The organism is Methylotenera versatilis 79 (assembly GCF_000384375.1).
Classification (GTDB): Bacteria; Pseudomonadota; Gammaproteobacteria; order Burkholderiales; family Methylophilaceae; genus Methylotenera_A; species Methylotenera_A versatilis_B.
The window spans coordinates 2,493,150-2,516,091 of sequence record NZ_ARVX01000001.1 but is presented as its reverse complement, the minus strand read 5'-3'; the positions used below and the strand labels follow the sequence as shown (position 1 = coordinate 2,516,091).

Here is a 22,942-nt window from a genome sequence, read left to right as displayed (position 1 = left end):
TTAAACCTTTGAAGACAGCGGATCTGGTGTTAGTGCGTCTGGAATCAAGCCGCGTTCACAATCGCGACAACGACGGCAGAACTGCGCTAACCATTTAATTGGTTCATCACCAACATCATGTTTGGCATTTGGCTCAAAAAACACTTGGCGCGATAATGCAAAGAACTGTTCAATCTCTGTTTTAATCGGTGCAAAATTGGGTTTTTGCGCTAAAAATTGGGTTAAGTTGCCGCTAAATAAACTCATACCAGCTGTTGCATTGAGCGATTTATGCATGCTACTAACCGATTGTTGTATGCCAGCAGGCGTGTTGGGCGATTTGCGAATAATGCGATACGTTTTGGCAAATGGGCCGCCCATGCGCGGTAACCACGCGTGTTTGCCCAGCATGTATAAAAGTCCCAACAGACTTAACCCTAAAATAGTCAACAAAACCTTTAAACGTTGCTTATGTTTGCTGTTATCTAATAATAATGGACCTCTAAAATCTGACATGTCAGATTCGACTTTTACTGCGCCATAAATCGAAATCGGTGAAATCGCGAAATCCCAGCTGGGGATGCGATATTTCACTACTTGTTTGGATTGCGTGTTGATAATGCGCAAATATTCCGACGGCAATGAGCCGTGTTTTGCCACCACATTATTAGTGAATACTTGATAACTTAAGCTGAGTGTATGCGTTTCACCATCGTTATTTTCTTTTTTGACGTGTTTAAGATCGCTTAAATCGATGCCGATTAATTGACCTTTGTAGCGCCTTTCGTAGCCGATAATTGGCAAAGACTCCTCAATCAATTGATACGGTTTTTTGATATTAATGCTGATATTGCGCGTCAAAATATCGCCAACCGTGTAACCGACATCGCGCTCTGGTTCTTGTATTTTGATGCTGACGATACCGTTTTTAATATCAGGCAGATTTTCATATTCCATCGCAGAAACATTAAGCGCACTTAAACCTAAAAGTGGACTTAAAATAATCGCTAACAAGTATTTATTTAATCGTTTCATAAGGTTAAGTATTCAGTTTCTGTTGAATTGATATATTGCGTTTACTACCTAAATATTCACTAATAATATTTTTTACTGAAAAATTTGGGTTAGGTAACAACAACATTTAAGTCGCAACACCAATCTAAGCAGCGACAAATTGATGAAAATATTCGGTTAAGGCATCTGCATCAAAATCGCCTTCCACATAAAACGGTGGCATATCAAATTGCATAAATAGTTTGTAAATCGCTTCACGGCGCGCTTCAAACGCTGCGATGATTTTGTCGCGATATTCTTTGCGCAAAAATAGCGTGCGTTTTGCGCCAGTTTCAGGATCGGTAACGGCGGTAATACCAAATTCGGGCAGATTTTTATATTCGTCTGCATCCCACAAAACCACTGGCACAATGTGATGGCGCAATAGATTGGATAGCGACTCTTCTAGCTGTTTTAACGGCATATGGAAATCTGAAATCAAAAATACCAGTGAGCGTTCGCGTGGTAAATAGCGCCAAACTTCATTAATACCGCTGCCAGAAACCGCTTCGGGGTGATATTCTTTTAAGCGTTCTGCCAACTCTATACCGCGTTGCGATTTAAACGATGCAGTACTAATCCAATCTTCGCGTACCACTTCATCAAAACCCACAAAACCAAACGGGTCAGAATTCCTAGTGGCTGAGCGTGCAATGGATTCGGCGATTTCAGCGGCTTTACGGATTTTTCGCTCTTTAGCGCCAAAATTCATGCTGCCAGATAAATCACAAATCACAAAAACTGGTGTTGCACTTTTTTGATTGAATAAGCGTACATAAACCTGTTCCATCGGATCGCGAATGGTTTGACGCAAATCGATACGGCGCGGATCAGGATAAGCGATCAGCGTGGTATGGCCGATAAATTCCATACCCATGCCGCGCTGTGTGCTAGCGTGGCGGCCAGGATGGCGACCGCGATTACGCCAGCCGATGTGGTAGCTAAACTCTTTGATATCTTCAATGGACATGTTTAATCGTCGCTTACTGAGTGATGTTTTAACTGTTTTTACTTAGGGCGCAGCGACCGCATTGATAATATTGCTTAACATTTCGCGCGCAATCTCCGTGCGGCGCATTTCATAAACTGGACTAAATACCAATCTATGCGCAACCGTTTCGTGGAAAACCGCGTGGATATCTTCTGGCGTAATCGCAGTGCGCTCATTTAACCAAGCGTTCACGCGTGCTGCACGTAACATCATGCTCATACCGCGCGGGCTGGCGCCGGCAAGCACTAAGCGATTCATATCGACATTGGTTACTTTTACACTAAAGTCAGTTGGTTTACGTGTGGCTTTCCAAAGATTTAACGCATATTTTTCCAGTGTTTTTGAAGCGTCGATATTTTTTTGAATCACACCAGAAAACGCATTTAACTCATCGAATTTCAATACATCGGGTTTAACCGTGTCAATCAAAGCATCCACGTCATGAAAACGCGTATCAAACATCAGGCCAGACATAATGTCATCGTCATTTGGCACCACGATTGGGATTTCCATCATAAAACGGTCACGCGCCGCAGAAGGGATTTCAAATGTTTCCTCTTTTTCGACTTGGTTGCGATCTGCAAACACAATCATATGCGGGAAAACGTGTTCTTTATTGAACGCAGATAGCGTACGTTCTGCCATCACGCGTAATAACAAAGAATGCACTTGCGGACGTGCGCGGTTGATTTCGTTAAAGAAAAATACCGATAGATTTTCGCCAGACATCAATAATGGACCAGCGCTTACGTGCGGTTTGCCATCTTCACCCAAATACGTGTGATACACCAAATCGTTCGGCATCAAATCAATTGTGCCTTCGATACGTTGATAACCGCCGCCAATACCGCGTGTAAAAGCGCGCAATAGTGTGGTTTTGCCCACGCCAACATCACCTTCAAGCAAAACGTGGCCACGCGCAAAAATCGCAGTAGTAATCAATCGAACAGGGTTTTGCTGACCAACCACTACTTTGTTCACTTCGGTTTCTAAAGTCAGCGCATGTTGACGCCAATCGGCTAAGAGACGGTCACTCATTGAGTTTTTCCTAAAATTTAAATGATTAACTAATAGTAATAAATGATTAAGTAATAATAGATGATTATTAAACGGTGTTTATGGCATTTAGTATAATAAATTTGAAACGATTGCTTACAATTTGTTAACAATATAAATGAAATTCTGCAAAGTGTATACAGGTTTGTATAGTTTAATCGGTTTATATGGCGATGCAATTATTTCTTGTTACAAAAGACATATCTGAAGTTAGATTTGTAATTACTTATATCAAGTCGATTAGCGCGAGCGCCAATTTATGCACTTTAATCTGCGCTGTTTAAAGTGGGGTTAACTTAAAATCAGCATCTGAATAATCAAAATCAATTACCACTTTAAATAAAACGTTTTAGACCCATATTAATTAAATATTGCGCATAATAACGGAGAAATATTTTCTAAAAGTTTTAGCATCGCTAAAAATAGTGGATAATTTAGCTTGCGATTACAGAACGAAAATACTTATTTTTTAATAATTAAAATGAGGGTGCTGTAAAAATTGATAACTTTAATGCGTTAAGTTCATGCATTAAAATAAAATACTTAAAAGATCAACAACTCATGACAACTAAACAAAACAGCTTTACCAAAGAAGAATTATTAAAATGCGGACGCGGAGAGCTGTTTGGCCCAGGTAATGCACAATTGCCTTTGCCACCTATGTTGATGTTTGATCGCATTGTTAAAATTACCGAAGGTGATGGTAAATATGGTCATGGTCAAATCGTAGCAGAACTGGATATTCGACCAGATTTATGGTTTTTTGATTGCCATTTTACGGGTGACCCAGTCATGCCAGGTTGTTTAGGTTTAGATGCGATGTGGCAATTAGTTGGTTTTTATTTAGGTTGGATGGGCGGTCCTGGCCGTGGTCGCGCATTGGGCGCGGGCGAGGTGAAATTTAGCGGGCAAGTGTTGCCAACCGCTAAAGTAGCGACTTATACCATAGATTTAAAACGCGTTATTATGCGTAAATTGGTGATGGGCATTGCTGATGCGACCATGTCATTAGATGGGCGCGAAATATATGCAGCGAATGATTTGCGGGTGGGTTTATTTACACGTACAGATAATTTTTAATCAGTACTAATAATCAGTATTGGCTAAATAAATACTTACAAATACTTAAATGGATATTTTTAATATTTAATATGCAGAATAAAGAAAACTTTGGAGGGAGCACGCAATGCGCCGTGTCGTAATCACTGGGCTAGGCATCGTATCTAGCCTCGGTAATAATAAAGCAGAAGTGAAAGAAAGCTTATATGCAGGAAAATCTGGCATTAGCTTTCAGCCAGAGTACGCAGAGCGCGGTATGCGCTCACAGGTGGCGGGTTCCGTTAAGCTAGATGTGCAGGATTTGATTGACCGCAAACTCATGCGTTTTATGGCTAAAGGTCATGCTTATGCATGGATTGCCTTACAAGAAGCAATTGCAGATGCCGCATTGGGTGAGAATCTGGTTTCCAATGTGCGTACCGGTATCATTGTCGGTGGTGGTGGCCCATCAACCGAGAGTATTGAAGAAAGTAATCAAATACTTGCTGAGAAAGGCATTCGCCGTGTCGGACCTTATATGGTCACGAAGGCTATGTGTAGTGGCATTGTGGCTACTCTTGCCACTGGTGCCAAAATTAAAGGTGTTAACTACAGCATCAGTTCTGCCTGTTCAACTAGCGCGCACTGTATCGGTGTAGGTGTGGAGCAGATTCAACTTGGAAAACAAGATATCGTATTTGCAGGTGGCGGTGAAGAGGAACATTGGAGCTTGTCTTACTTGTTCGATGCGATGGGGGCAATGTCAAGCAAGTACAACGACACGCCTACTAAAGCATCGCGTACTTATGACGCCGACCGAGACGGTTTTGTGATTTCTGGTGGCGGCGGTATTTTAGTCTTAGAAGAATATGAGCACGCCAAAGCACGCGGCGCTAAAATCTATGCCGAAGTCATTGGCTATGGTGCGACATCAGACGGTTATGACATGGTTGCGCCAAGTGGCGAGGGCGCAGAGCGCTGCATGAAATTGGCGTTAACAGATCATGATGGCAATAAAATCGACCATGTGGATTATATTAATACGCACGGCACGAGTACGCCTGTTGGCGATACCAAAGAGTTAGAAGCGATTCACGCGGTGTTTAGTAGTGGCGAATACGGTGAGTTACCAGCAATCGCTTCAACTAAATCACTTTCTGGCCATGCTCTAGGTGCCGCTGGTGTGAATGAAGCGATTTACACGTTGATTATGATGGAAAATAATTTCATTGCAGCATCAGCTAATATCGACACGCTTGATCCTGCTGCAGTTGGTTTACCGATTGCCACAAAGCGTATTGATAAAGTTAAAATTACCACTGCTTTATCGAATAGTTTTGGCTTCGGTGGCACTAATGCCAGTTTGATTTTGTCGACCAAAAACCTTTAAGTTTTTAAAAGCGATTAATAGGTTTTTAGCAGAACTAGTAATGAAAAAATAAGCAATGAAATATTGGCTTAATATTTTGTTTTTATTGGATTTTTTATCTGGCTGTGCAACCTTCGGTGACCGCACTGTTAATGTCACCGAAGCGCAAATCCAGCAAAAGCTTAACGAAAAATTAGCAGTACCGATTCAGTTGTTAAAAGTTTTTGACGTTAACTTAAGCAATTCTATTGTCAAGTTTGACCAGTCAACTGGTCGTATGCAAACGACGCTAGACACCATACTGAATAGCCCTTTACTTGATAAAAGTGTCGCTGGTAAACTAAGTATTTCGGGTAAATTACGCTTCGATGCGGCAAGTCAATCGATTGTATTGGATGAGCCACAAATTGATCAATTTAATGTTGACGGTGCAGATAGTAAACAGAACGAAATGATTAATAAGCTGACCAAGACATTGGGTGGCGAAATGCTAAACGGTATTCCGCTATACACCCTAAAGCCAGAAGATTTGAAATTTGGTGGAACCAACTACAGCCCGAAAGATATACAGATCACCAATAAAGGCCTGCAGTTAACATTTACGCCGCAACACTAACTGTTTAACTTAATTAGATTTAATAACTAAATTCGGGATTTTATAATTGAAAAAGATTGCTTATTTACTCGCTATTTCAGTCGCCATTACTTCTTTTACTTCAGTTTCAATTGGATTGGCGGCTCAAAATAGTCAAAATAAAGGCCCTGCCAAAGCGCTTGGACTGAAACCCGTTCCAAAAGCTAAAAAGAAAGCCAAAGTTCCGGCTAAAAAAGTAGTGCCAAAAGCCGCGCCACTAGTGGTTGAAATTGGTTACCCTAGCATTGCCGTAGCCTATAACTCCATTAAAGAACGTACGGACGTTGCTGTAAAACCTAATGCTAAACCGTTTGGCTGGCAAGACAGAGCGGGTCCTTGGTATGTCGTTAAGGATGGCCCAAATATTGAATGGGCATTTACCGAAGGTGGGCATTACGCACACCCGAGCGTAGTTAAACGCATGATTGATGTCGGTTCTGCAGACCATGTTTATGTGGATACCGCTTTTAGGTGTGGTGCACCAAACAGTGCAGATTGCGATAAGTTGCAGTCGGAGTTTAAAGAAGTTAAAACATTAATTACTAAAGTTTACGAAAAAAAATTCATCAAACATGCAGGTGCCGTGGCAGTTTGGGATGGGGTTGATCATTTAGAGTAAAAGCGCGCTATTTAGATTGGCTGGATTTGTAGGGTTTTGTAAATATGATTGATTACAAATTAGCCTGTCAGTTTTAATAGCTTTTTAGTTTGTCTTGTAAAGCCGTTCTAACCAGTATTTATCATGCTGGTTAAATCAATAAAGCCGCGGCAACATTTCGGCCTTCACTCATCAATATATTATAGGTTCTACAAGCTGCAGCTGTCGTCATGCATTCAATTGGAATGCCTTTTTCTGTCAAATTTTGCGCTAGTTTTGGATGTAAGAATTGATGTTTTGAGCCAGTGCCAAGCAGCAAAACTTCAGGGTTAATCTCGACAATCTCAGCAAAACTCGCCGTAGTTAACGCGGTAAAAGTGGTGACATTCCAATCCAAGATTAATTGATTCGCCAGCACGATAAGATTTTGTGTATAACGTTTTTTGTTAATCTCAATAAAATCTTCACCGTATCCAGTGATTAAATTGTTATTTTCAGCGGTCGTTAAATGTAATTTCATGCTGGTATTTTAGCGTGGCTTTGATTGAAGAAAAACCTTTTTCTAAGGTAAACTTACGGATTAAGTTTAAAGTCTTTTTTAACCTCAATTTTAATTAACAATCACTCAGAATCACCTTTTATGCAACCTTTACTCAAATCCAACAAACTCGCTAACGTTTGCTACGATATTCGTGGCCCGGTGTTGCAGCGAGCGCGTCAAATGGAAGAAGAAGGTCAGCGCATCATCAAGCTAAACATTGGCAATCCAGCCGCCTTTGGCTTCGAAGTGCCAGAAGAAATTCAGCTGGATGTGATTCGCAATATGGGCGATGCCGGCGGTTATACCGACTCAAAAGGCTTATTCGCACCGCGTAAAGCAATTATGCATTACACACAAAGTAAGCAAATTGCTAATGTGACAGTAGACGACATTATTATTGGTAATGGTGTTTCAGAATTAATTGTGATGGCGATGCAAGCTTTAGTAAACAATGGCGACCAAGTGTTAGTGCCGATGCCAGACTATCCGTTGTGGACAGCTGCGGTAACGTTGGCTGGGGGTACAGCGCGCCATTACATATGCGATGAAGCAACTGGCTGGTTGCCAGACTTAAAAGATATTGAAGCAAAAATTACGGCCAATACGCGCGGCATCGTGGTGATTAACCCGAATAATCCGACTGGCGCATTGTATCCAAAAGAAACGCTACAAGGCATTATCGAAATCGCGCGTCATCATGGTTTGGTGATATTTGCCGATGAGATTTACGACAAGGTTTTGTACGATGAAGCCGAGCATATCTCTATGGCATCACTGGCTGAAGATGTGCTATTCGTCACGTTTAATGGCTTATCAAAAAACTATCGTACTTGCGGTTATCGTGCTGGCTGGCTAGTGATTTCGGGCGAGAAAAAACATGCGATTGACTATGTTGAAGGCCTGAATATGCTGGCTTCTATGCGTTTGTGCGCCAATGTACCAGGGCAATTGGCCATACAAACAGCGCTCGGTGGATATCAAAGTATCGATGATTTAGTGGCGCCCGCAGGCAGATTATGTAAGCAGCGCGACTTGGCTTACGACTTAATCACCGCGATTCCCGGTGTGAGTTGCGTAAAACCAAAAGCGGCGATGTATCTTTTCCCTAAGCTTGATCCGAAAATGTATCCGATTAAGGATGATCAGCAATTTATTTTAGACCTATTATTAGAAGAAAAAGTATTGCTGGTGCAAGGCACTGGTTTTAACTGGAAAACGCCAGATCATTTTAGAGTGGTATTTTTACCGAATATAGATGATTTAACCGAAGCAATTAAACGCATCGCCAGTTTCTTAGAACGCTACAGAAACAAGCACAGCAAAAAACAGCTCGCATGAAACTGATTGACGTAACCGATGCTAGTGGTGCCATTCTTGAATTAGATTGGTTGATGAAATCTGAGTCGGTGCATCGACAATTGCGCCCAATGTTGCCAGAAGACTATGTCGCGCGTATGCACGAAGTATTTGCAAACGGCGCCAGACTATTGATTGCTGTAAATGGCAAACAAGTTGTTGGGCTGGCTTTATGGCGACTGATTGAGAACACTTACGAAGGATTGCGTTTACACGTTGACGATCTGGTTACCGAAGAAACTCAACGTTCAAAAGGTATCGGCAAATTATTGTTAAGTCATTTAGAAAGCCAAGCCAAAGATTTAGGTTGCAATGTTTTGGCGTTAGATTCAGGCGTGCAACGCGCGTCTGCACATCAATTTTATTTTCGCGAGAAAATGCATATTTTCTCGTTTAGTTTTAGAAAGAGTTTGTAATGAAAGCATTAAACGTAGGACTTTTGGGGATTGGCACAGTGGGCGGCGGTACTTACAATGTATTAACGCGTAACGCCGCAGAAATTTCACGTCGCACTGGCGTGGCGATTAATGTACTGCAAGTGGCAGATAAAAACATTGACCATGCAAAACAAATAACAGGCGGCAACACGCTATTAACCACAGATGCGTTTGCGATTGTGAATAATCCAGAAATTGACGTGGTCGTAGAGTTAATTGGCGGCTATACCTTAAGCAAAGAATTAGTATTAAAAGCCATCGCTAACGGCAAACACGTGGTAACAGCCAATAAAGCGTTAATCGCTTTGCATGGCAACGAGATTTTCGCGGCCGCGCAACAAGCAGGTGTGATTGTTGCATTTGAAGCGGCTGTTGCAGGCGGAATTCCAATCATTAAGGCCTTGCGCGAAGGTTTAGGCGCCAATCGCATCGAATGGGTTGCTGGCATCATTAACGGTACAACCAATTTTATTCTGACTGAAATGCGCGAAAAAGGCTTGGCTTTTTCTGATGTGTTAGGTGAAGCGCAACGTTTGGGTTACGCCGAAGCTGACCCAACCTTTGATGTGGAAGGCATTGATGCCGCACATAAATTAACGATTATGGCAGCGATTGCATTTGGCATGCCAATGAAGTTTGACCAAGCGTATACCGAAGGTATTACCAAGCTTCAACAGACTGATATCAAATATGCTGAAGAACTTGGCTATCGTGTGAAATTGCTAGGTATTACCAAGCAATCCGAAGGCGGTGTTGAACTTCGCGTGCATCCAACATTGATTCCAGAAAAACGGCTAGTCGCCAATGTCAACGGCGCGATGAACGCAGTGGTTGTAAAAGGTGATGCAGTCGGCCCGACTTTATATTACGGCGCAGGTGCAGGTGCTGAGCCAACTGCCAGTGCGGTGGTAGCAGATTTGATGGATGTAGCAAGGTTAAGTAGCGCCACCGCAGAACAACGCGTGCCTTATTTGGGCTTTCAAGCAGGGCAATTAAATGACTTACCAATCCTGCCGATTTCCGAAATCGACAGTGCCTATTATTTGCGCCTGCGTGCCTCAGACAAACCTGGCGTGTTAGCCAACGTGACCAAAATTTTGGCCGATAGGAATATTTCTATCGATGCCATGTTGCAAAAAGAGCCAGCCGATAATGAAACGGAAGCGGATATTGTGATTCTGACGCATGTCACAAAAGAGAAAAATATGGATGCAGGAATTGCCGAAATTGAAGCGTTAACAGCGATTGTCGGCAAATTAGTTAAAATTAGAATGGAAGAGTTAGCTAGATAATTCTTAGTAAAATTAAGTCAGTTCAATCATTAAAGTTAATATTAAATGAAATACATTTCTACACGCGGGCAATCGCCTGCTTTAAGTTTTAGCGAAATTTTGTTAGGCGGCTTGGCGCCAGATGGCGGTTTATATTTGCCAGAAACATATCCGCAATTTAGCGATGCAGATTTAACTGCCATGCGCGGCATGAATTATGCGGATTTAGCTTTTGCGATTTTAAGTCGTTTAGTTGATGACATTCCTGCAACTGATTTAAAAGCGATTATCGATAAAACTTATCGCGCGGAGGTGTATGGTTTTACGCGTATCGGTCAAAACGCGGCAGATATTACGCCAACTATTAAGCTCGAAGATAACTTGTATTTATTAAGCCTTTCCAATGGACCAACATTGGCTTTTAAAGATATGGCGATGCAGTTATTAGGCAATTTATTTGAATATGTATTGGCTGTTAAAGGTGAAACAACAAATATTTTAGGTGCAACTTCTGGCGATACGGGTTCTGCGGCTGAATACGCGATGCGCGGCAAAAAAGGCGTGCGTGTATTTATGTTATCGCCACACAAAAAGATGAGTCGTTTTCAAACGGCACAGATGTTCAGCTTGCAAGATGAAAACATCTTTAATATCGCTGTGGATGGCGTGTTTGATGATTGCCAAGATATCGTTAAAGCCGTTTCAAATGATGCGGCATTTAAACAAAAATATAAAATTGGCGCAGTTAACTCTATCAATTGGGGCAGAATCGTCGCGCAAGTCGTGTATTACTTTAAAGGCTATTTTGCGGTGACACAAAGTAACAGCCAAAAAGTAAGCTTTGCAGTGCCGAGTGGCAATTTTGGTAATGTATGCGCCGGCCATATTGCGCGCATGATGGGTTTGCCGATTGATAAGCTAGTAGTCGCTACAAATGAAAACGATGTGCTGGATGAGTTTTTTAAAACGGGCATTTATCGCCCACGTGGTTCAGCAAATACTTATCAAACATCTAGTCCATCGATGGATATCAGCAAGGCTTCTAACTTTGAGCGCTTTGTATTTGATTTGGTGGGCAAAGATGCCAGCAAAGTGCGTGATCTGTGGGCAAGTGTAGACAAAGGCGGAGCATTTGATATCAAGCATTTGCTGCCAAAATTAGCCGATTATGGATTCGTGTCTGGTAGTAGCAGCCATGCAAACCGCATGCAAACTATTCGCCAAACCAAAGAGAAGTATGATGTGGTCATTGATACACATACTGCTGATGGCTTGAAAGTTGCATTGGAGTATAGACAAAATAATATTCCAATGGTGGTGTTGGAAACCGCGTTAGCCGCTAAATTTGAAGACGCACTAGTTGAAGCATTAGGCGAAGTGCCGTCGCGACCAGATAGCTTAAAAGGTATTGAGCAATTGCCGCAAAAATTCACTGTGATGGATGCCGATGTTGCCTCAATTAAAGATTTTATTGCCCAAAATACTTAATGCAATAAAACAGTTAAATTTGTATTTTAAGAAAGCCAAAGAATTTATATAAGGTATTCCTATGAAACAATATACCGAATTAGTCAAACATGTATTAGCGCAAGGTGTGCAAAAGCATGACCGCACAGGCACAGGCACCATTTCTGTTTTTGGCTACCAAATGCGTTTTGATTTGGCAGAAGGTTTTCCATTACTCACCACCAAAAAAGTACATTTAAAATCAATCGTGCATGAACTGCTTTGGTTTTTGCAAGGCAGCACTAATATTGCCTATCTTAAAGAAAATGGTGTGCGTATTTGGGATGAGTGGGCGGATGAAAAGGGCAACTTAGGACCAGTTTATGGCTATCAATGGCGTAATTGGCCTAAGCCAGATGGCACGCATATCGATCAAATCACACAAGTGATTAATGCAATTAAAACCAATCCTGATTCACGTCGTTTGATTGTTTCTGCTTGGAATGTGGCCGATGTTGACCAGATGAAATTGCCACCGTGCCATGCGTTTTTTCAGTTTTACGTGGCGCCTGCATCGCCCGATGATGCGGATCAACGATCAAAATTGAGCTGCCAACTCTATCAGCGTAGCGCTGATATTTTCTTGGGAGTGCCGTTTAATATTGCCTCTTACGCGCTATTAACGATGATGGTCGCGCAAGTATGCGATTTAAGATTAGGTGATTTTGTGCATACTTTGGGCGATGCGCATATTTATAATAATCATTTAGAACAAATCAACGAGCAACTTTCCCGCGAAATTCGCGCATTACCTCAGATGCGTATCAACCCAAATGTTAACGACATTTTCTCCTTTAAATTTGAAGATTTCACTTTAGAAAACTACGATCCGCATCCCGCAATTAAAGGCTTAGTTGCTGTTTAAAAACAGTTTTTGGCTACAAGTAACCAACTGACTGGTTGCGTATAACCAAAAATGTAAATCAAGTGTAAAACATACAAAGGTTGATTGAACTTTTATATGCTCTTTACATATACTGTGCGGGTAAACGTGTATTTGGCACTGGATTTTTAAATGAATGCCAAGACAATAATGCGCAAAAATGATTTCGTTAGTTAATTTTTTGGAGATATAAAATGATACGTTCAATGTTAGTTGTAGCCGCAGTAGCCGCAATTTTTTCAAATACAGCATCAGCTGATCATGAAACAATTAAGCCTCATAAAGCGGATAGTTTAGGTAAGTGCGTTAAAGCAGCATTATCTGTACACGAAGGTAAAATCGTTAAATTGGAATTTAAATCAGAGAATAAATCTCCAGTTTATGAGTTCGATATTGAATCTGCCGATGGTACAGCATGGGATATTGAGTGTAATGCTCAAACAGGCAAAATTATTGAAGTTGAGGAAGAAGTAAAAGCCGATGATGCAAGATTTAAAGCATTAGCTAAAGTAACTGAAGCAGATGCACAAGCAACAGCGCTTAAAGCTTACCCAGGTAAAATTGTAGAAACAGAATACGAGCTTGAGCCAGACGGAAAAGCTTCTTACGAATTTGATATTTTAGAAGCAGACGGCGAAGAGATTAAAGTTGAAGTCGATGCAACAACAGGCAAAATCGTTGAGCATAGCTATGAAGTGTATCAAATTGGTCAAGAAGATTAATTCTTTGGCATAATTTGTTGTTAAGTAGCTTGGTTTGCTAGTTATTTAACAATTTGATTACAGCTGTTTAATAGAAAAAGGCGCAATTGCGCCTTTTTCTATATGTCGCGGAATAGCTAACTGTAATAAATCAAACCAAAAATTTGTAGGGAGTCTACCCCTTTACTGTACACATAACCCTTAAAATCATGTAACAACAAAGGTCCTAGTGATAGCTCTCCCATGTGTTAATAGCCGCAAGTATCGTACCAATATAAAATTAATCGCAACTCATTGATTAAACGATTGTATTTATTTTCAGAATTGTAAGTTGGTTCATATTTAGCACCATAACAACCAATGTCGGTTGAATACAACCACCAGCTGCGCGCCGACTTTTATTACTTTAAGCTCTTAATGCAACGCGCGATTGATAGGAAAGTGCATTTTTTAAACGTGTAATGCCAATAGTAATTTCCTCACAATTTAAATGAGCAAAACCCAGTCTTAAACCCGACACTTGATGAAATTCTGAATAGCTATTAGGGTCTTGCAGTTTCAATTTTTGCTTCTTTGCATCTTCAAGTAGTACATTAGTATCAATATAACTAGCTAAATCTAACCATAATCCGAGGCCAGAATTCGTCGGCGCAATCGTGCAGAATTCGGCTAATTCAAGGTTAATCAAATTGCAGATATGAATTTTGCGTTCTTGATACGTTTTTAAGGATTTAGTCACGTGTCTCTTGATTTCTCCCGTATGTAAAAGCTCTGCCACCGCAATTTCTATGGGAGCATTTCCTTGCCGATCAATCATCGTGATGTCGCTGGCACAATATTGAATAACCGCTTCTGATGCAACCAAATAGCCGACTCTAAAACCAGGTGCTAATACTTTTGAAAGCGATCCGATATAAATCACGCGGCCATTTCTATCTAAGCTAGCAAGTGGCAATAATGGTTTTTCGTCATAATTAAATTCATGGCCGCTATCATCTTCAATAATCACAAAGTTATAGCGTTCTGCAAGCATCAGCAGCGCTTTTCTATTTTCCATTGGCATCACCAAGCCTGTTGGCATTTGATGGTGCGGCGTAATGTAAATAGCGCGTACAGGGTGGTTAATGCAGAGTTTTTCTAACGCACCCAAATCAATCCCATTTTTATTGTGGTTCACGGCTAATAATGTTGCCCCACAATTTTTAAAAGTTTCACGCGCAATCGGATCACTCAATTGCTCTACCACAATGCAGTCGTTGGCTTCTATGAGTAATCTGGCGGCTAAAAACAAGCCCATTTGGCCGCCACGCACAATGCAAATATTATCGATATCTGCAGTCAACTCTCTTTCCATATTCAGCATGTGATGGATTGCTTCGCGCAAGATTGTGCTACCTCTTGCATCGGCATAATTGAGCTTATTATTACGCGTTAACGAAGTAAGTGCGTGTCGCATTGCACGCGCAAATGGCTGATAAGGAATCAAGCGCGCATCGGGCAAATCATCGCTAAAGTGAATAATATCTAAGGCTTGTTTTTTTTGTGCTTGGTCTGCGGCATTGGTTGCCGCCATCAATGTATTGGGTACACGATGTTTTTTAGCTGATATTTGAATGGATGAAGCTTTTGTCGCTTTGATGCTTTGATTGACAGTTAATACTTGGGAAGAGACAAATGTACCGCGTTTGCTCTCTGTAGTTAACCAGCCTTTAGAGATTAGCTCATCATAGGCTTGTACCGCAGTTTTACGATTAATATTAAGCTTGTTGGATAACTCGCGTGTGCCAGGTAATGCGCTGCCTGGTAAAAAACGTCCGCGCTGGATTTCATCCATTATTTTTTCAGCAATTTGAACGTGAATAGGCGTGTGCGAATCACGCTCAACTTCCATACTGAAATCCCATGGTCTTAACATTACATTCCTTAGCATTTAGTTAACTTAAGTAGAATCAATAACTTAAGTAAAAAAATTAGTTAAATTTTTTGTCTAAATGGAAATCTAGGCTAAGTCCACTAAATGAATGGTAGCAACAAATGATTTTTAACGGTAATAAATTTCTACTGGACCACTTAAAAATAAGCAATCAGGCGGGCTAAAACTAGTCTTTTTTTGGTTACAGTAACATTCGCTTAACAAATTGAAACAATTGTATTTAAAAACTCATGTTTTAAGGAAGATCGAGTAGTTTAAATGAGAGTTTTAAGAATCTGGTTATCCTAGTACCAGTTTTATATAAGCTAAAATGCAGTTGATCTTCGCAGTTTAAAAGCGATGAGTAACTCAATTTAATTTAATCTTTGGAGATATTACGATGTTTAATAAAAAACGTGTAATGGGTGTTGCAGCAAGCGTAGCATTGGCATTGCCAATGGTAGCATTTGCAGCAGCAGATCAAGAAGCGGCAATGAAAGATGCAAATAACTGGGCACATCCACGTGGCCAACACAATAACCAAGGCTACAGCACACTTTCACAAATCAACAAAGGTAACGTAAAAAACCTTAAAGCAGCTTGGACATTCGCAACCGGTGTAAACCGTGGTCACGAAGGTTCACCAGTTGTTGTTGGTAACATGATGTATCTACACACTGCATTCCCGAACAATGTATACGCATTAGATTTAAACGATAACCAAAAAATCGTTTGGTCTTATTTCCCAAAACAAGATCCATCAGTACAAGCTGTACTATGTTGCGATAACGTTTCACGTGGCTTAGGCTACGGCGACGGCAAAATCTATCTACAACAAAATGATGGTAACTTGGTTGCTTTAGATGCTAAAACAGGTGCTAAAGCTTGGTCAGTATTGGTTAACGATCCAAAAGTTGGCGCGACAAACACTAACGCACCACACGTAATCAAAGACAAAGTATTAACAGGTTGTTCTGGTGCTGAATTCGGTGTTCGCTGCTTTATCGCTGCTTACAACCTAAAAGACGGTTCATTGGCATGGAAAGCTTATTCAACAGGCCCAGATGCTGAAGTGTTGATCGGCGCGGATTTTAACTCTGCTAACCCACAATACAATGCATTGTCTGTTTACCAAGACGTGAATGGCGGTAACAAACAAGGTGGTTCTTTCAAAACGATTCCTAACGACCAATTAAAAATCGGCGAAAAAGAATTAGGCACACGTACTTGGTTAAAACCACAAGCGGTTAAAGATGGTTGGCAACATGGTGGTGGCTCTGTATGGGGCTGGTGGCCGTATGATAGTAAAACTAACCTAGTGTATTACGGCATCGGTAACCCATCAGTATGGAACCCAGATGTCCGTCCAGGCGATAACAAATGGTCTATGTCAGTATTTGCACGCGATTTGGATACAGGCGTTGCAAAATGGGGCATGCAAATGACTCCTCATGATGAGTGGGATTACGATGGTATCAACGAAGTCATTCTATTTGATAAAGCTGGCAAAACGTATGCTTGGCATCATGACCGTAACGGCTTCGCTTACACTTGGTTAGCAAGCAATGGTAATTTAGTTGCTGCTGAGAAAGTACATCCATTCGTTAACTGGGCAACTGGTGTTGACTTGAAAACAGGCGTTCCAGCTAAAGATGGTAAGTATTCTACTCACCAAGACTACAATGCAAAAGGCATCTGCCCAGCTGCATTAGGTACTAAAGACCAACAACCAGCTGCGTATTCACCAAAAACAGGTTTGATGTATTCACCATTGAACCACGTTTGTATGACATATGAGCCAGTTGAGTCTAAATACGTGGCAGGTCAACCTTGGGTTGGTGCTACATTGACTATGTTTGCTGGTCCTGATGGCGTAATGGGCGGTTTTGCTGCTTACAACCCAATGACTAACAAAAAAGTTTGGTACAACAAAGAGAAATTCTCTGCTTGGGGTGGTGCTTTAACAACTGCAACTGATTTAGTGTTCTACGGCACATTAGATCGCTGGTTAAAAGCGGTTGATGCACAATCGGGTAAAGAACTTTGGAAATTCCAAGTGGGTTCTGGCGTGATTGGTAACTCATTCACATACGGCCAAAAAGGCAAACAATACGTTGGTGTATTCTCAGGTATTGGTGGCTGGGCTGGTGTGGCGATGAACCTTGGTATGACTAACGACACAGACGCACTTGGTGCTGCTGGTGGTTACAAAGAGTTAACTAAATACAATGCTGCTCCTGGCGGCGGCGGTTTAACAGTATTCTCACTATAATTAATCGTAAGATTAGTTGTAAGAAAATACCAGTTAACTGTTAGTTAATGTCAAAAGAAACACCTCGCTTCGGCGAGGTGTTTTGCTTTTAGCTTCATCTTTATACGTTAATGAGCAGATTTAAATTTAAAACATTAAATTTGAAAAAACTAACTTAGCAAGCATGTCTTTAACATCAAATCTTATTGATTCCGCATGAGTAGATTCGAATTATAGGTCTTGAATCAGTATAATTACCCACATGAAAAATTTATCCATTATCGTCGCGATGGCAGAAAACAATGTTATTGGTATCAACAATACTTTGCCTTGGCACTTACCAGAAGATTTGAAGCGTTTTAGAGCGTTAACTACTGGGCATCACATCATTATGGGCCGCAAAACTTATGAGTCTCTTGGGCGTTTATTACCCGGACGTACAACCGTTATCGTCACGCGCAACAAAAACTACCATGTAGAAGGCGCAATGATTGCAAACTCTTTGGAATCAGCAGTTGAGTTGTGTAAAGATGATGATGAGCCATTCTTAATTGGCGGCGCAGAACTTTATGCAGCAGGAATTACGCTGTCCAATAAGTTGTATTTAACTAAAGTGAATACCACTGTGGAAGGCGATGCTTTTTTCCCAAGTTTTCATGTAAACGATTGGGAATTAAGTGAAAAAAAAGACCACATCGCAATGAGTGGTCTTGAATACAGTGACTTAATTTATATTAAAAAATAAATTGGTGATAATTGCGCATTAAGTCTGCTGTTTATTTCTCTACACAATCAACATAATAAACTGCCTTACCATCGACGATTTCTTTCACCAAACCATGATTGTCAGTCTCAAAACCTGGGAATTTTTCGTTAAACTCACGAGCAAATTTTAAGTAATTTACAATCACCTTATTGAATTGCTCACCAGGAATCAACAACGGAATTCCAGGCGGGTAGGGCGTTAACAACACAGCAGTTACGCGGCCTTCAAGCTCATCAATCGCCACGCGCTCAATTTTACGATGCGCCATTTTAGCGAATGCATCGGTTGGTTTCATCGCTGGCACCATGTCAGATAAATACATTTCAGTGGTCAATTTCGCCACATCATTGGCTTTATAAACCGCATGAATTTTTTCACATAAGTCACGCAGACCAACTTTTTCATAACGTGGCTGTTTTTGCACAAACTCTGGCAATACTTTCCAAAGCGGTTGGTTCTTGTCGTAATCGTCTTTAAATTGCTGTAAAGCCGCTACCATTGTGTTCCAACGGCCTTTAGTGATGCCGATGGTGAACATAATAAAGAATGAATACAAGCCTGTTTTTTCAACGATCACACCATGTTCAGCTAAGTATTTAGTAACAATTGCCGCAGGAATACCAAATTTATCGGAGAAATTACCTTTGATATCCAAGCCGGGCGTGATGATGGTCGCTTTGATTGGATCCAGCATGTTAAAACCTTCAGCCAGATTGCCGAAGTCGTGCCAAGCGTCATTCGCTTTTAGCATCCAGGCGTCACGCTCTTCTAAACCTTCTTCGCTTAAATCATCTGGGCCCCAAACTTTAAACCACCAGTCGGCACCCCATTCTTCATCCACTTTGCGCATGGCGCGACGGAAATCTAAGGCTTCCATCAGGCTTTCTTCAACCAAAGCTGTGCCGCCTGGCGCTTCCATCATGGCGGCTGCGACATCGATACTGGCCACAATCGAATATTGCGGGCTAGTAGAGGTGTGCATCAAGTATGCTTCATTGAAAATGTCGCGATCCAACTTATTATTTTCAGCATCTTGTACCAAAATTTGGCTAGCTTGGCTTAAACCAGCCAACAATTTATGCGTAGATTGCGTTGAAAAAACCATGCTTTCTTTGCAACGTGGGCGACCTTCGCCGATAGCGTGGTAATCACCGTAAAAATCGTGGAATGTTGCGTGCGGCAACCAAGCTTCATCAAAATGCAGCGTATCAATCTTGCCATCCAGCATATCTTTGATTTCTTCTACGTTATATAACACGCCATCGTAGGTAGATTGCGTGATAGTTAACACGCGTGGCTTCGCAGTTTTATCTAAAATAAATGGATTGCGATCAATTTTCTTTTGAATGTTTTCCCATTCAAACTCACTTTTTGGAATTGGCCCGATAATGCCAAAATGGTTGCGCGTTGGCATTAAAAATACAGGTACTGCGCCGGTCATGATAATCGCATGCAGAATCGATTTATGGCAATTACGGTCTACCACCACCACATCACCCGGTGCGACTGTGCTGTTCCAAACCATTTTGTTACTGGTCGATGTGCCATTGGTGACGAAATACAAGTGATCGCAGTTGTAAATGCGCGCAGCATTACGCTCAGAAGCCGCGACAGGGCCAGTGTGATCTAATAATTGACCAAGCTCGTCTACCGCGTTACACACGTCAGCGCGTAACATATTTTCGCCAAAAAACTGGTGAAACATCTGACCAACTGGCGATTTTAAAAACGCTACACCGCCTGAGTGGCCTGGACAATGCCAAGAGTAAGAGCCATCGGCTGCATATTCTGTCAATGCTTTAAAAAACGGAGGGGCAAGGCTGTCTAAATAAGTACGTGCTTCGCGCAGAATATAGCGTGCCACAAACTCTGGCGTATCTTCATACATGTGGATAAAGCCATTCAGTTCACGCAAGATTTCGTTTGGAATATGGCGTGAAGTGCGTGTTTCGCCATGCAAGAAAATTGGTATCTCTTCGTTACGATAACGAATTTCATCGACAAATTTACGTAAGTTGTCTAACGCATCGTGGTTGCCTTCAACAAACTCATTGTCATCGATGGATAAAATAAACGCAGATGCACGACTTTGTTGTTGCGCAAATGAGGTTAAGTCGCCATAACTGGTGACGCCTAACACCTCAAAACCTTCGGCTTCGATGGCTTTGGCAAGTACGCGAATGCCCAAACCTGAGGAGTTTTCAGAACGGAAATCTTCATCAATGATGACAACCGGGAAACGAAATTTCATTCAAATTCCTTTAATAAATCTTTGACTGGAATGGAGTTTGGACACGGCAATTGAGTAAAAATGCTAAATTGTCGTTTTAAATTGTGTATTTAAATTTTAGGCAAAGTCACACCAACTTGACCTTGATACTTACCGCCGCGATCTTTATAGCTGGTTTCGCATACGTCATCTGCATCTGCTTCAAAAAACAATACTTGTGCACAACCTTCATTGGCGTATATCTTAGCTGGAAGCGGAGTTGTATTACTAAATTCTAGTGTCACGTAACCTTCCCATTCTGGTTCAAACGGCGTGACATTTACAATAATGCCACAACGTGCATACGTCGATTTACCCAAGCAGATAGTCAATACGTTACGAGGGATACGGAAATACTCAACTGTGCGGGCAAGTGCAAATGAATTGGGTGGAATAATGCAGTAATCGGCATTCACTTCAACGAATGAGTTTGGATCGAAGTTTTTCGGGTCGACAATCGTGCTATTCAAATTAGTAAACAGCTTAAATTCTTTACTACAACGAATATCATAACCATAACTAGACGTGCCGTATGAAACCATGCGCTCGCCAGCAGCATTCATCTTGACTTGATTCGGCTCAAACGGCTCAATCATGCCGTGTTGTTCAGCCATTTGGCGTATCCATTTATCAGATTTTATACTCATGTTTGTACTTTAATCTTTCTATACTTAATGCAAAAAATAATGCACTTTTCTAATGCTAATCTAACTAAGATTGCGCATTATAAAGTGCATTACAAGATTGTGTGATAAAAGTTTTTGCTAAAAATTAGCGTGCATTTTAGTTGGGTTTATCGCCACCCAATTCAATGCTGTAACGCCAAAATTGGTCTTCAGCTTCAAAAATGACTTTCGAGGCTTCTGGGTCGCTAGAGCCAGCAGGGTATTGATGTACAGGTGATTTGTCCGCTGCCCAAGCTTTAACCACTGGGTCAACTAAACGCCATTGCGCCTCGGCTTCACTAATATGCAGGTAATTTGAATTATCACCTTGCATTAAGTTAAGCAATAAAGCTTCGTAAGCATCTACGGTATCATCTTCTGCTAAACGGTTTGCCGCATCTAACTGAATCGTGCGGGTATTGATATCCAAACCTGGTACCTTGGCTTGAATTTCCATTTTGATACACTCGCGTGGCTGGATGCCGATAATTAGCCAGTTTTGATCTTGATTATTTACTTGCAAAGGCGCCTTTTTGAAGCGAATTGAAATGCGTGTATCAGCTTCGTGCAAACGTTTTGCGGTGCGGATATAAAATGGCACACCTTGCCAGCGTGGGTTGTCAATAAATAATTTAAGCGCAGCATAGGTTTCGACCACACTGTCTTTATTGCCTAACTCTTCCAAATAACCTGGAACGCTTTCGCCATTTACTTTACCCGCTGCATATTGCGCGCGGAAAGCATGCTTGCTTAACTCATTCACTGGAATCGGACGAATTTGTTCTAACACTTTAATTTTGGCATCGCGCACGCCATCTGGCGTTAAATCTTTTGGCAATTCCATCGCAGTTAATGCCAAGGTTTGCAGAATATGACTTTGAATCATGTCACGAAGCGCACCAGTGCTATCGTAAAACTGTGTGCGGTCGCCCACGCCAAGCATTTCGGTATTGGTGATTTGCACATGATCAATATATTGATTGTTCCAAATCGGCTCTAAAATCGTGTTGGTAAAGCGTTGTAGCAAAATGTTTTGCAGTGCAGATTTACCTAAGTAATGGTCAATACGGTAGATTTGGCTTTCTTTCAGATTTTTAGTCAAGCCAGATTGCAATTCTTTCGCTGATGCTAAATCTGTACCAAATGGCTTTTCAACTACTACACGGCGCCAGAATTTATCTTCTTGCGTTAAACCAACTTTAGCCAATGATTCTACAACTGGTGCAAAATCCACAGGACGTACAGATAAGAAATAAGCTAGGTTTTGCGGGAAAATCGCGTCATTACTTAACGTATTTTTAAGCTTAGCAAATGCATCTGGGTCAGTTGGTGGATTAGCATGATAATAGTTACGCGCAATAAAACGCTCAAATGCCGCCGCGTCGTAACCTTTTTTAAACTTCGCATCCAGCATGCTTTTAATATCCGCACGCCAAGCTTCTAAAGTCACTTCTTGACGACCAACCGCAAGAATTTTCAATTCTGCAGGCAGGCGGCCAATAGAATCCAATCTAAACAATCCAGGGTAAAGTTTTACACGTGCTAAATTACCGCTCGCGCCAAATAGCACAAGCGTACATGGGTCAATTTCGTTACTAGCTGCAAGGGTTTGCGTCATTTCTTAAGCCTTATCTAAAACCTTAATATTTAAGTAAAATTCCGCCAC

Annotated in this window: 20 protein-coding genes; 12 read left to right on the top strand and 8 right to left on the bottom strand. The window is 41.3% G+C overall.

Translation table 11 applies throughout. The features are described 5' to 3' along the window. The 3 genes from METVE_RS0112120 to METVE_RS0112110 all read right to left on the bottom strand — a co-directional run bounded on the left by METVE_RS0112120 (position 1) and on the right by METVE_RS0112110 (position 3,061). Positions 1 to 1,014 carry a hypothetical protein gene (locus tag METVE_RS0112120; RefSeq protein WP_020168758.1) on the bottom strand — a complete coding sequence of 338 codons (1,014 nt, stop codon included), beginning with the start codon at positions 1,012 to 1,014 and terminating at the stop codon, positions 1 to 3. Positions 1,015 to 1,138: 124 nt separating this feature from the next. Then, complete coding sequence (locus METVE_RS0112115) at positions 1,139 to 2,002, bottom strand: DUF58 domain-containing protein (RefSeq protein ID WP_020168757.1); 864 nt, start codon at positions 2,000 to 2,002, stop codon at positions 1,139 to 1,141. Between the two features lie 42 nt (positions 2,003 to 2,044). Further along, on the bottom strand, positions 2,045 to 3,061 hold the full coding sequence (locus tag METVE_RS0112110; RefSeq protein ID WP_020168756.1) for an AAA family ATPase: 1,017 nt from the start codon (positions 3,059 to 3,061) through the stop codon (positions 2,045 to 2,047). Between the two features lie 579 nt (positions 3,062 to 3,640). On the opposite strand from METVE_RS0112110, the gene fabA reads away from it, so the two are divergent. From fabA to METVE_RS0112090, 4 genes are all read left to right on the top strand, one after another. Beyond that, positions 3,641 to 4,159: a 3-hydroxyacyl-[acyl-carrier-protein] dehydratase FabA gene (gene fabA, locus METVE_RS0112105; protein WP_020168755.1), complete on the top strand. Its 519-nt coding sequence runs from the start codon at positions 3,641 to 3,643 to the stop codon at positions 4,157 to 4,159. 106 nt (positions 4,160 to 4,265) lie between these two features. Beyond that, positions 4,266 to 5,507: a beta-ketoacyl-ACP synthase I gene (gene fabB, locus METVE_RS0112100; RefSeq protein WP_020168754.1), complete on the top strand. Its 1,242-nt coding sequence runs from the start codon at positions 4,266 to 4,268 to the stop codon at positions 5,505 to 5,507. 55 nt (positions 5,508 to 5,562) lie between these two features. Then, on the top strand, positions 5,563 to 6,102 hold the full coding sequence (locus tag METVE_RS0112095) for a DUF1439 domain-containing protein (protein ID WP_020168753.1): 540 nt from the start codon (positions 5,563 to 5,565) through the stop codon (positions 6,100 to 6,102). Positions 6,103 to 6,148: 46 nt separating this feature from the next. After that, positions 6,149 to 6,739 carry a hypothetical protein gene (locus tag METVE_RS0112090; protein ID WP_020168752.1) on the top strand — a complete coding sequence of 197 codons (591 nt, stop codon included), beginning with the start codon at positions 6,149 to 6,151 and terminating at the stop codon, positions 6,737 to 6,739. A 130-nt stretch (positions 6,740 to 6,869) separates the two neighbouring features. On the opposite strand, the gene METVE_RS0112085 is transcribed toward METVE_RS0112090, so the two are convergent. Further along, positions 6,870 to 7,238: an Mth938-like domain-containing protein gene (locus tag METVE_RS0112085; protein ID WP_020168751.1), complete on the bottom strand. Its 369-nt coding sequence runs from the start codon at positions 7,236 to 7,238 to the stop codon at positions 6,870 to 6,872. Positions 7,239 to 7,358: 120 nt separating this feature from the next. Between METVE_RS0112085 and METVE_RS0112080 the strand changes: the two genes are divergently transcribed. The 6 genes from METVE_RS0112080 to METVE_RS0112055 all read left to right on the top strand — a co-directional run bounded on the left by METVE_RS0112080 (position 7,359) and on the right by METVE_RS0112055 (position 13,434). Beyond that, positions 7,359 to 8,597, top strand: a complete 1,239-nt coding sequence (locus METVE_RS0112080) for a pyridoxal phosphate-dependent aminotransferase (RefSeq protein WP_020168750.1) — start codon at positions 7,359 to 7,361, stop codon at positions 8,595 to 8,597. Next, complete coding sequence (locus tag METVE_RS0112075) at positions 8,594 to 9,031, top strand: GNAT family N-acetyltransferase (RefSeq protein ID WP_020168749.1); 438 nt, start codon at positions 8,594 to 8,596, stop codon at positions 9,029 to 9,031. The genes METVE_RS0112080 and METVE_RS0112075 overlap by 4 nt, the downstream gene beginning before the upstream one ends. Next, positions 9,031 to 10,344: a homoserine dehydrogenase gene (locus METVE_RS0112070; RefSeq protein WP_020168748.1), complete on the top strand. Its 1,314-nt coding sequence runs from the start codon at positions 9,031 to 9,033 to the stop codon at positions 10,342 to 10,344. The genes METVE_RS0112075 and METVE_RS0112070 overlap by 1 nt, the downstream gene beginning before the upstream one ends. Positions 10,345 to 10,389: 45 nt before the next feature. Beyond that, positions 10,390 to 11,811, top strand: coding sequence for a threonine synthase (gene thrC, locus METVE_RS0112065; RefSeq protein WP_020168747.1), 1,422 nt, complete (start codon positions 10,390 to 10,392; stop codon positions 11,809 to 11,811). Between the two features lie 61 nt (positions 11,812 to 11,872). Further along, positions 11,873 to 12,694, top strand: a complete 822-nt coding sequence (locus METVE_RS0112060; protein WP_020168746.1) for a thymidylate synthase — start codon at positions 11,873 to 11,875, stop codon at positions 12,692 to 12,694. Positions 12,695 to 12,918: 224 nt separating this feature from the next. Then, positions 12,919 to 13,434 carry a PepSY domain-containing protein gene (locus METVE_RS0112055; protein WP_020168745.1) on the top strand — a complete coding sequence of 172 codons (516 nt, stop codon included), beginning with the start codon at positions 12,919 to 12,921 and terminating at the stop codon, positions 13,432 to 13,434. A 385-nt stretch (positions 13,435 to 13,819) separates the two neighbouring features. On the opposite strand, the gene METVE_RS0112050 is transcribed toward METVE_RS0112055, so the two are convergent. Continuing rightward, positions 13,820 to 15,328 carry an aminotransferase-like domain-containing protein gene (locus tag METVE_RS0112050; RefSeq protein WP_026362127.1) on the bottom strand — a complete coding sequence of 503 codons (1,509 nt, stop codon included), beginning with the start codon at positions 15,326 to 15,328 and terminating at the stop codon, positions 13,820 to 13,822. 397 nt (positions 15,329 to 15,725) lie between these two features. Between METVE_RS0112050 and METVE_RS0112045 the strand changes: the two genes are divergently transcribed. Both METVE_RS0112045 and METVE_RS0112040 read left to right on the top strand, forming a co-directional pair. After that, a complete protein-coding gene (locus METVE_RS0112045) occupies positions 15,726 to 17,597 on the top strand; it encodes a PQQ-dependent dehydrogenase, methanol/ethanol family (RefSeq protein ID WP_020168743.1) in 1,872 nt (623 codons plus the stop codon). 241 nt (positions 17,598 to 17,838) lie between these two features. After that, entirely contained in the window at positions 17,839 to 18,321 is a 483-nt protein-coding gene (locus METVE_RS0112040) for a dihydrofolate reductase (protein WP_020168742.1), read from the top strand. Positions 18,322 to 18,352: 31 nt separating this feature from the next. Here the strand turns inward: METVE_RS0112040 and METVE_RS0112035 are convergent, their stop codons facing one another. From METVE_RS0112035 to zwf, 3 genes are all read right to left on the bottom strand, one after another. Beyond that, positions 18,353 to 20,593, bottom strand: coding sequence for an arginine/lysine/ornithine decarboxylase (locus METVE_RS0112035; protein ID WP_020168741.1), 2,241 nt, complete (start codon positions 20,591 to 20,593; stop codon positions 18,353 to 18,355). A gap of 89 nt (positions 20,594 to 20,682) precedes the next feature. Beyond that, positions 20,683 to 21,258 (bottom strand): dCTP deaminase, encoded by a 576-nt coding sequence (dcd, locus tag METVE_RS0112030; RefSeq protein WP_020168740.1) that lies wholly within the window; start codon positions 21,256 to 21,258, stop codon positions 20,683 to 20,685. A gap of 136 nt (positions 21,259 to 21,394) precedes the next feature. Then, entirely contained in the window at positions 21,395 to 22,894 is a 1,500-nt protein-coding gene (gene zwf, locus METVE_RS0112025) for a glucose-6-phosphate dehydrogenase (protein ID WP_020168739.1), read from the bottom strand. Positions 22,895 to 22,942: the final 48 nt, after the last annotated feature.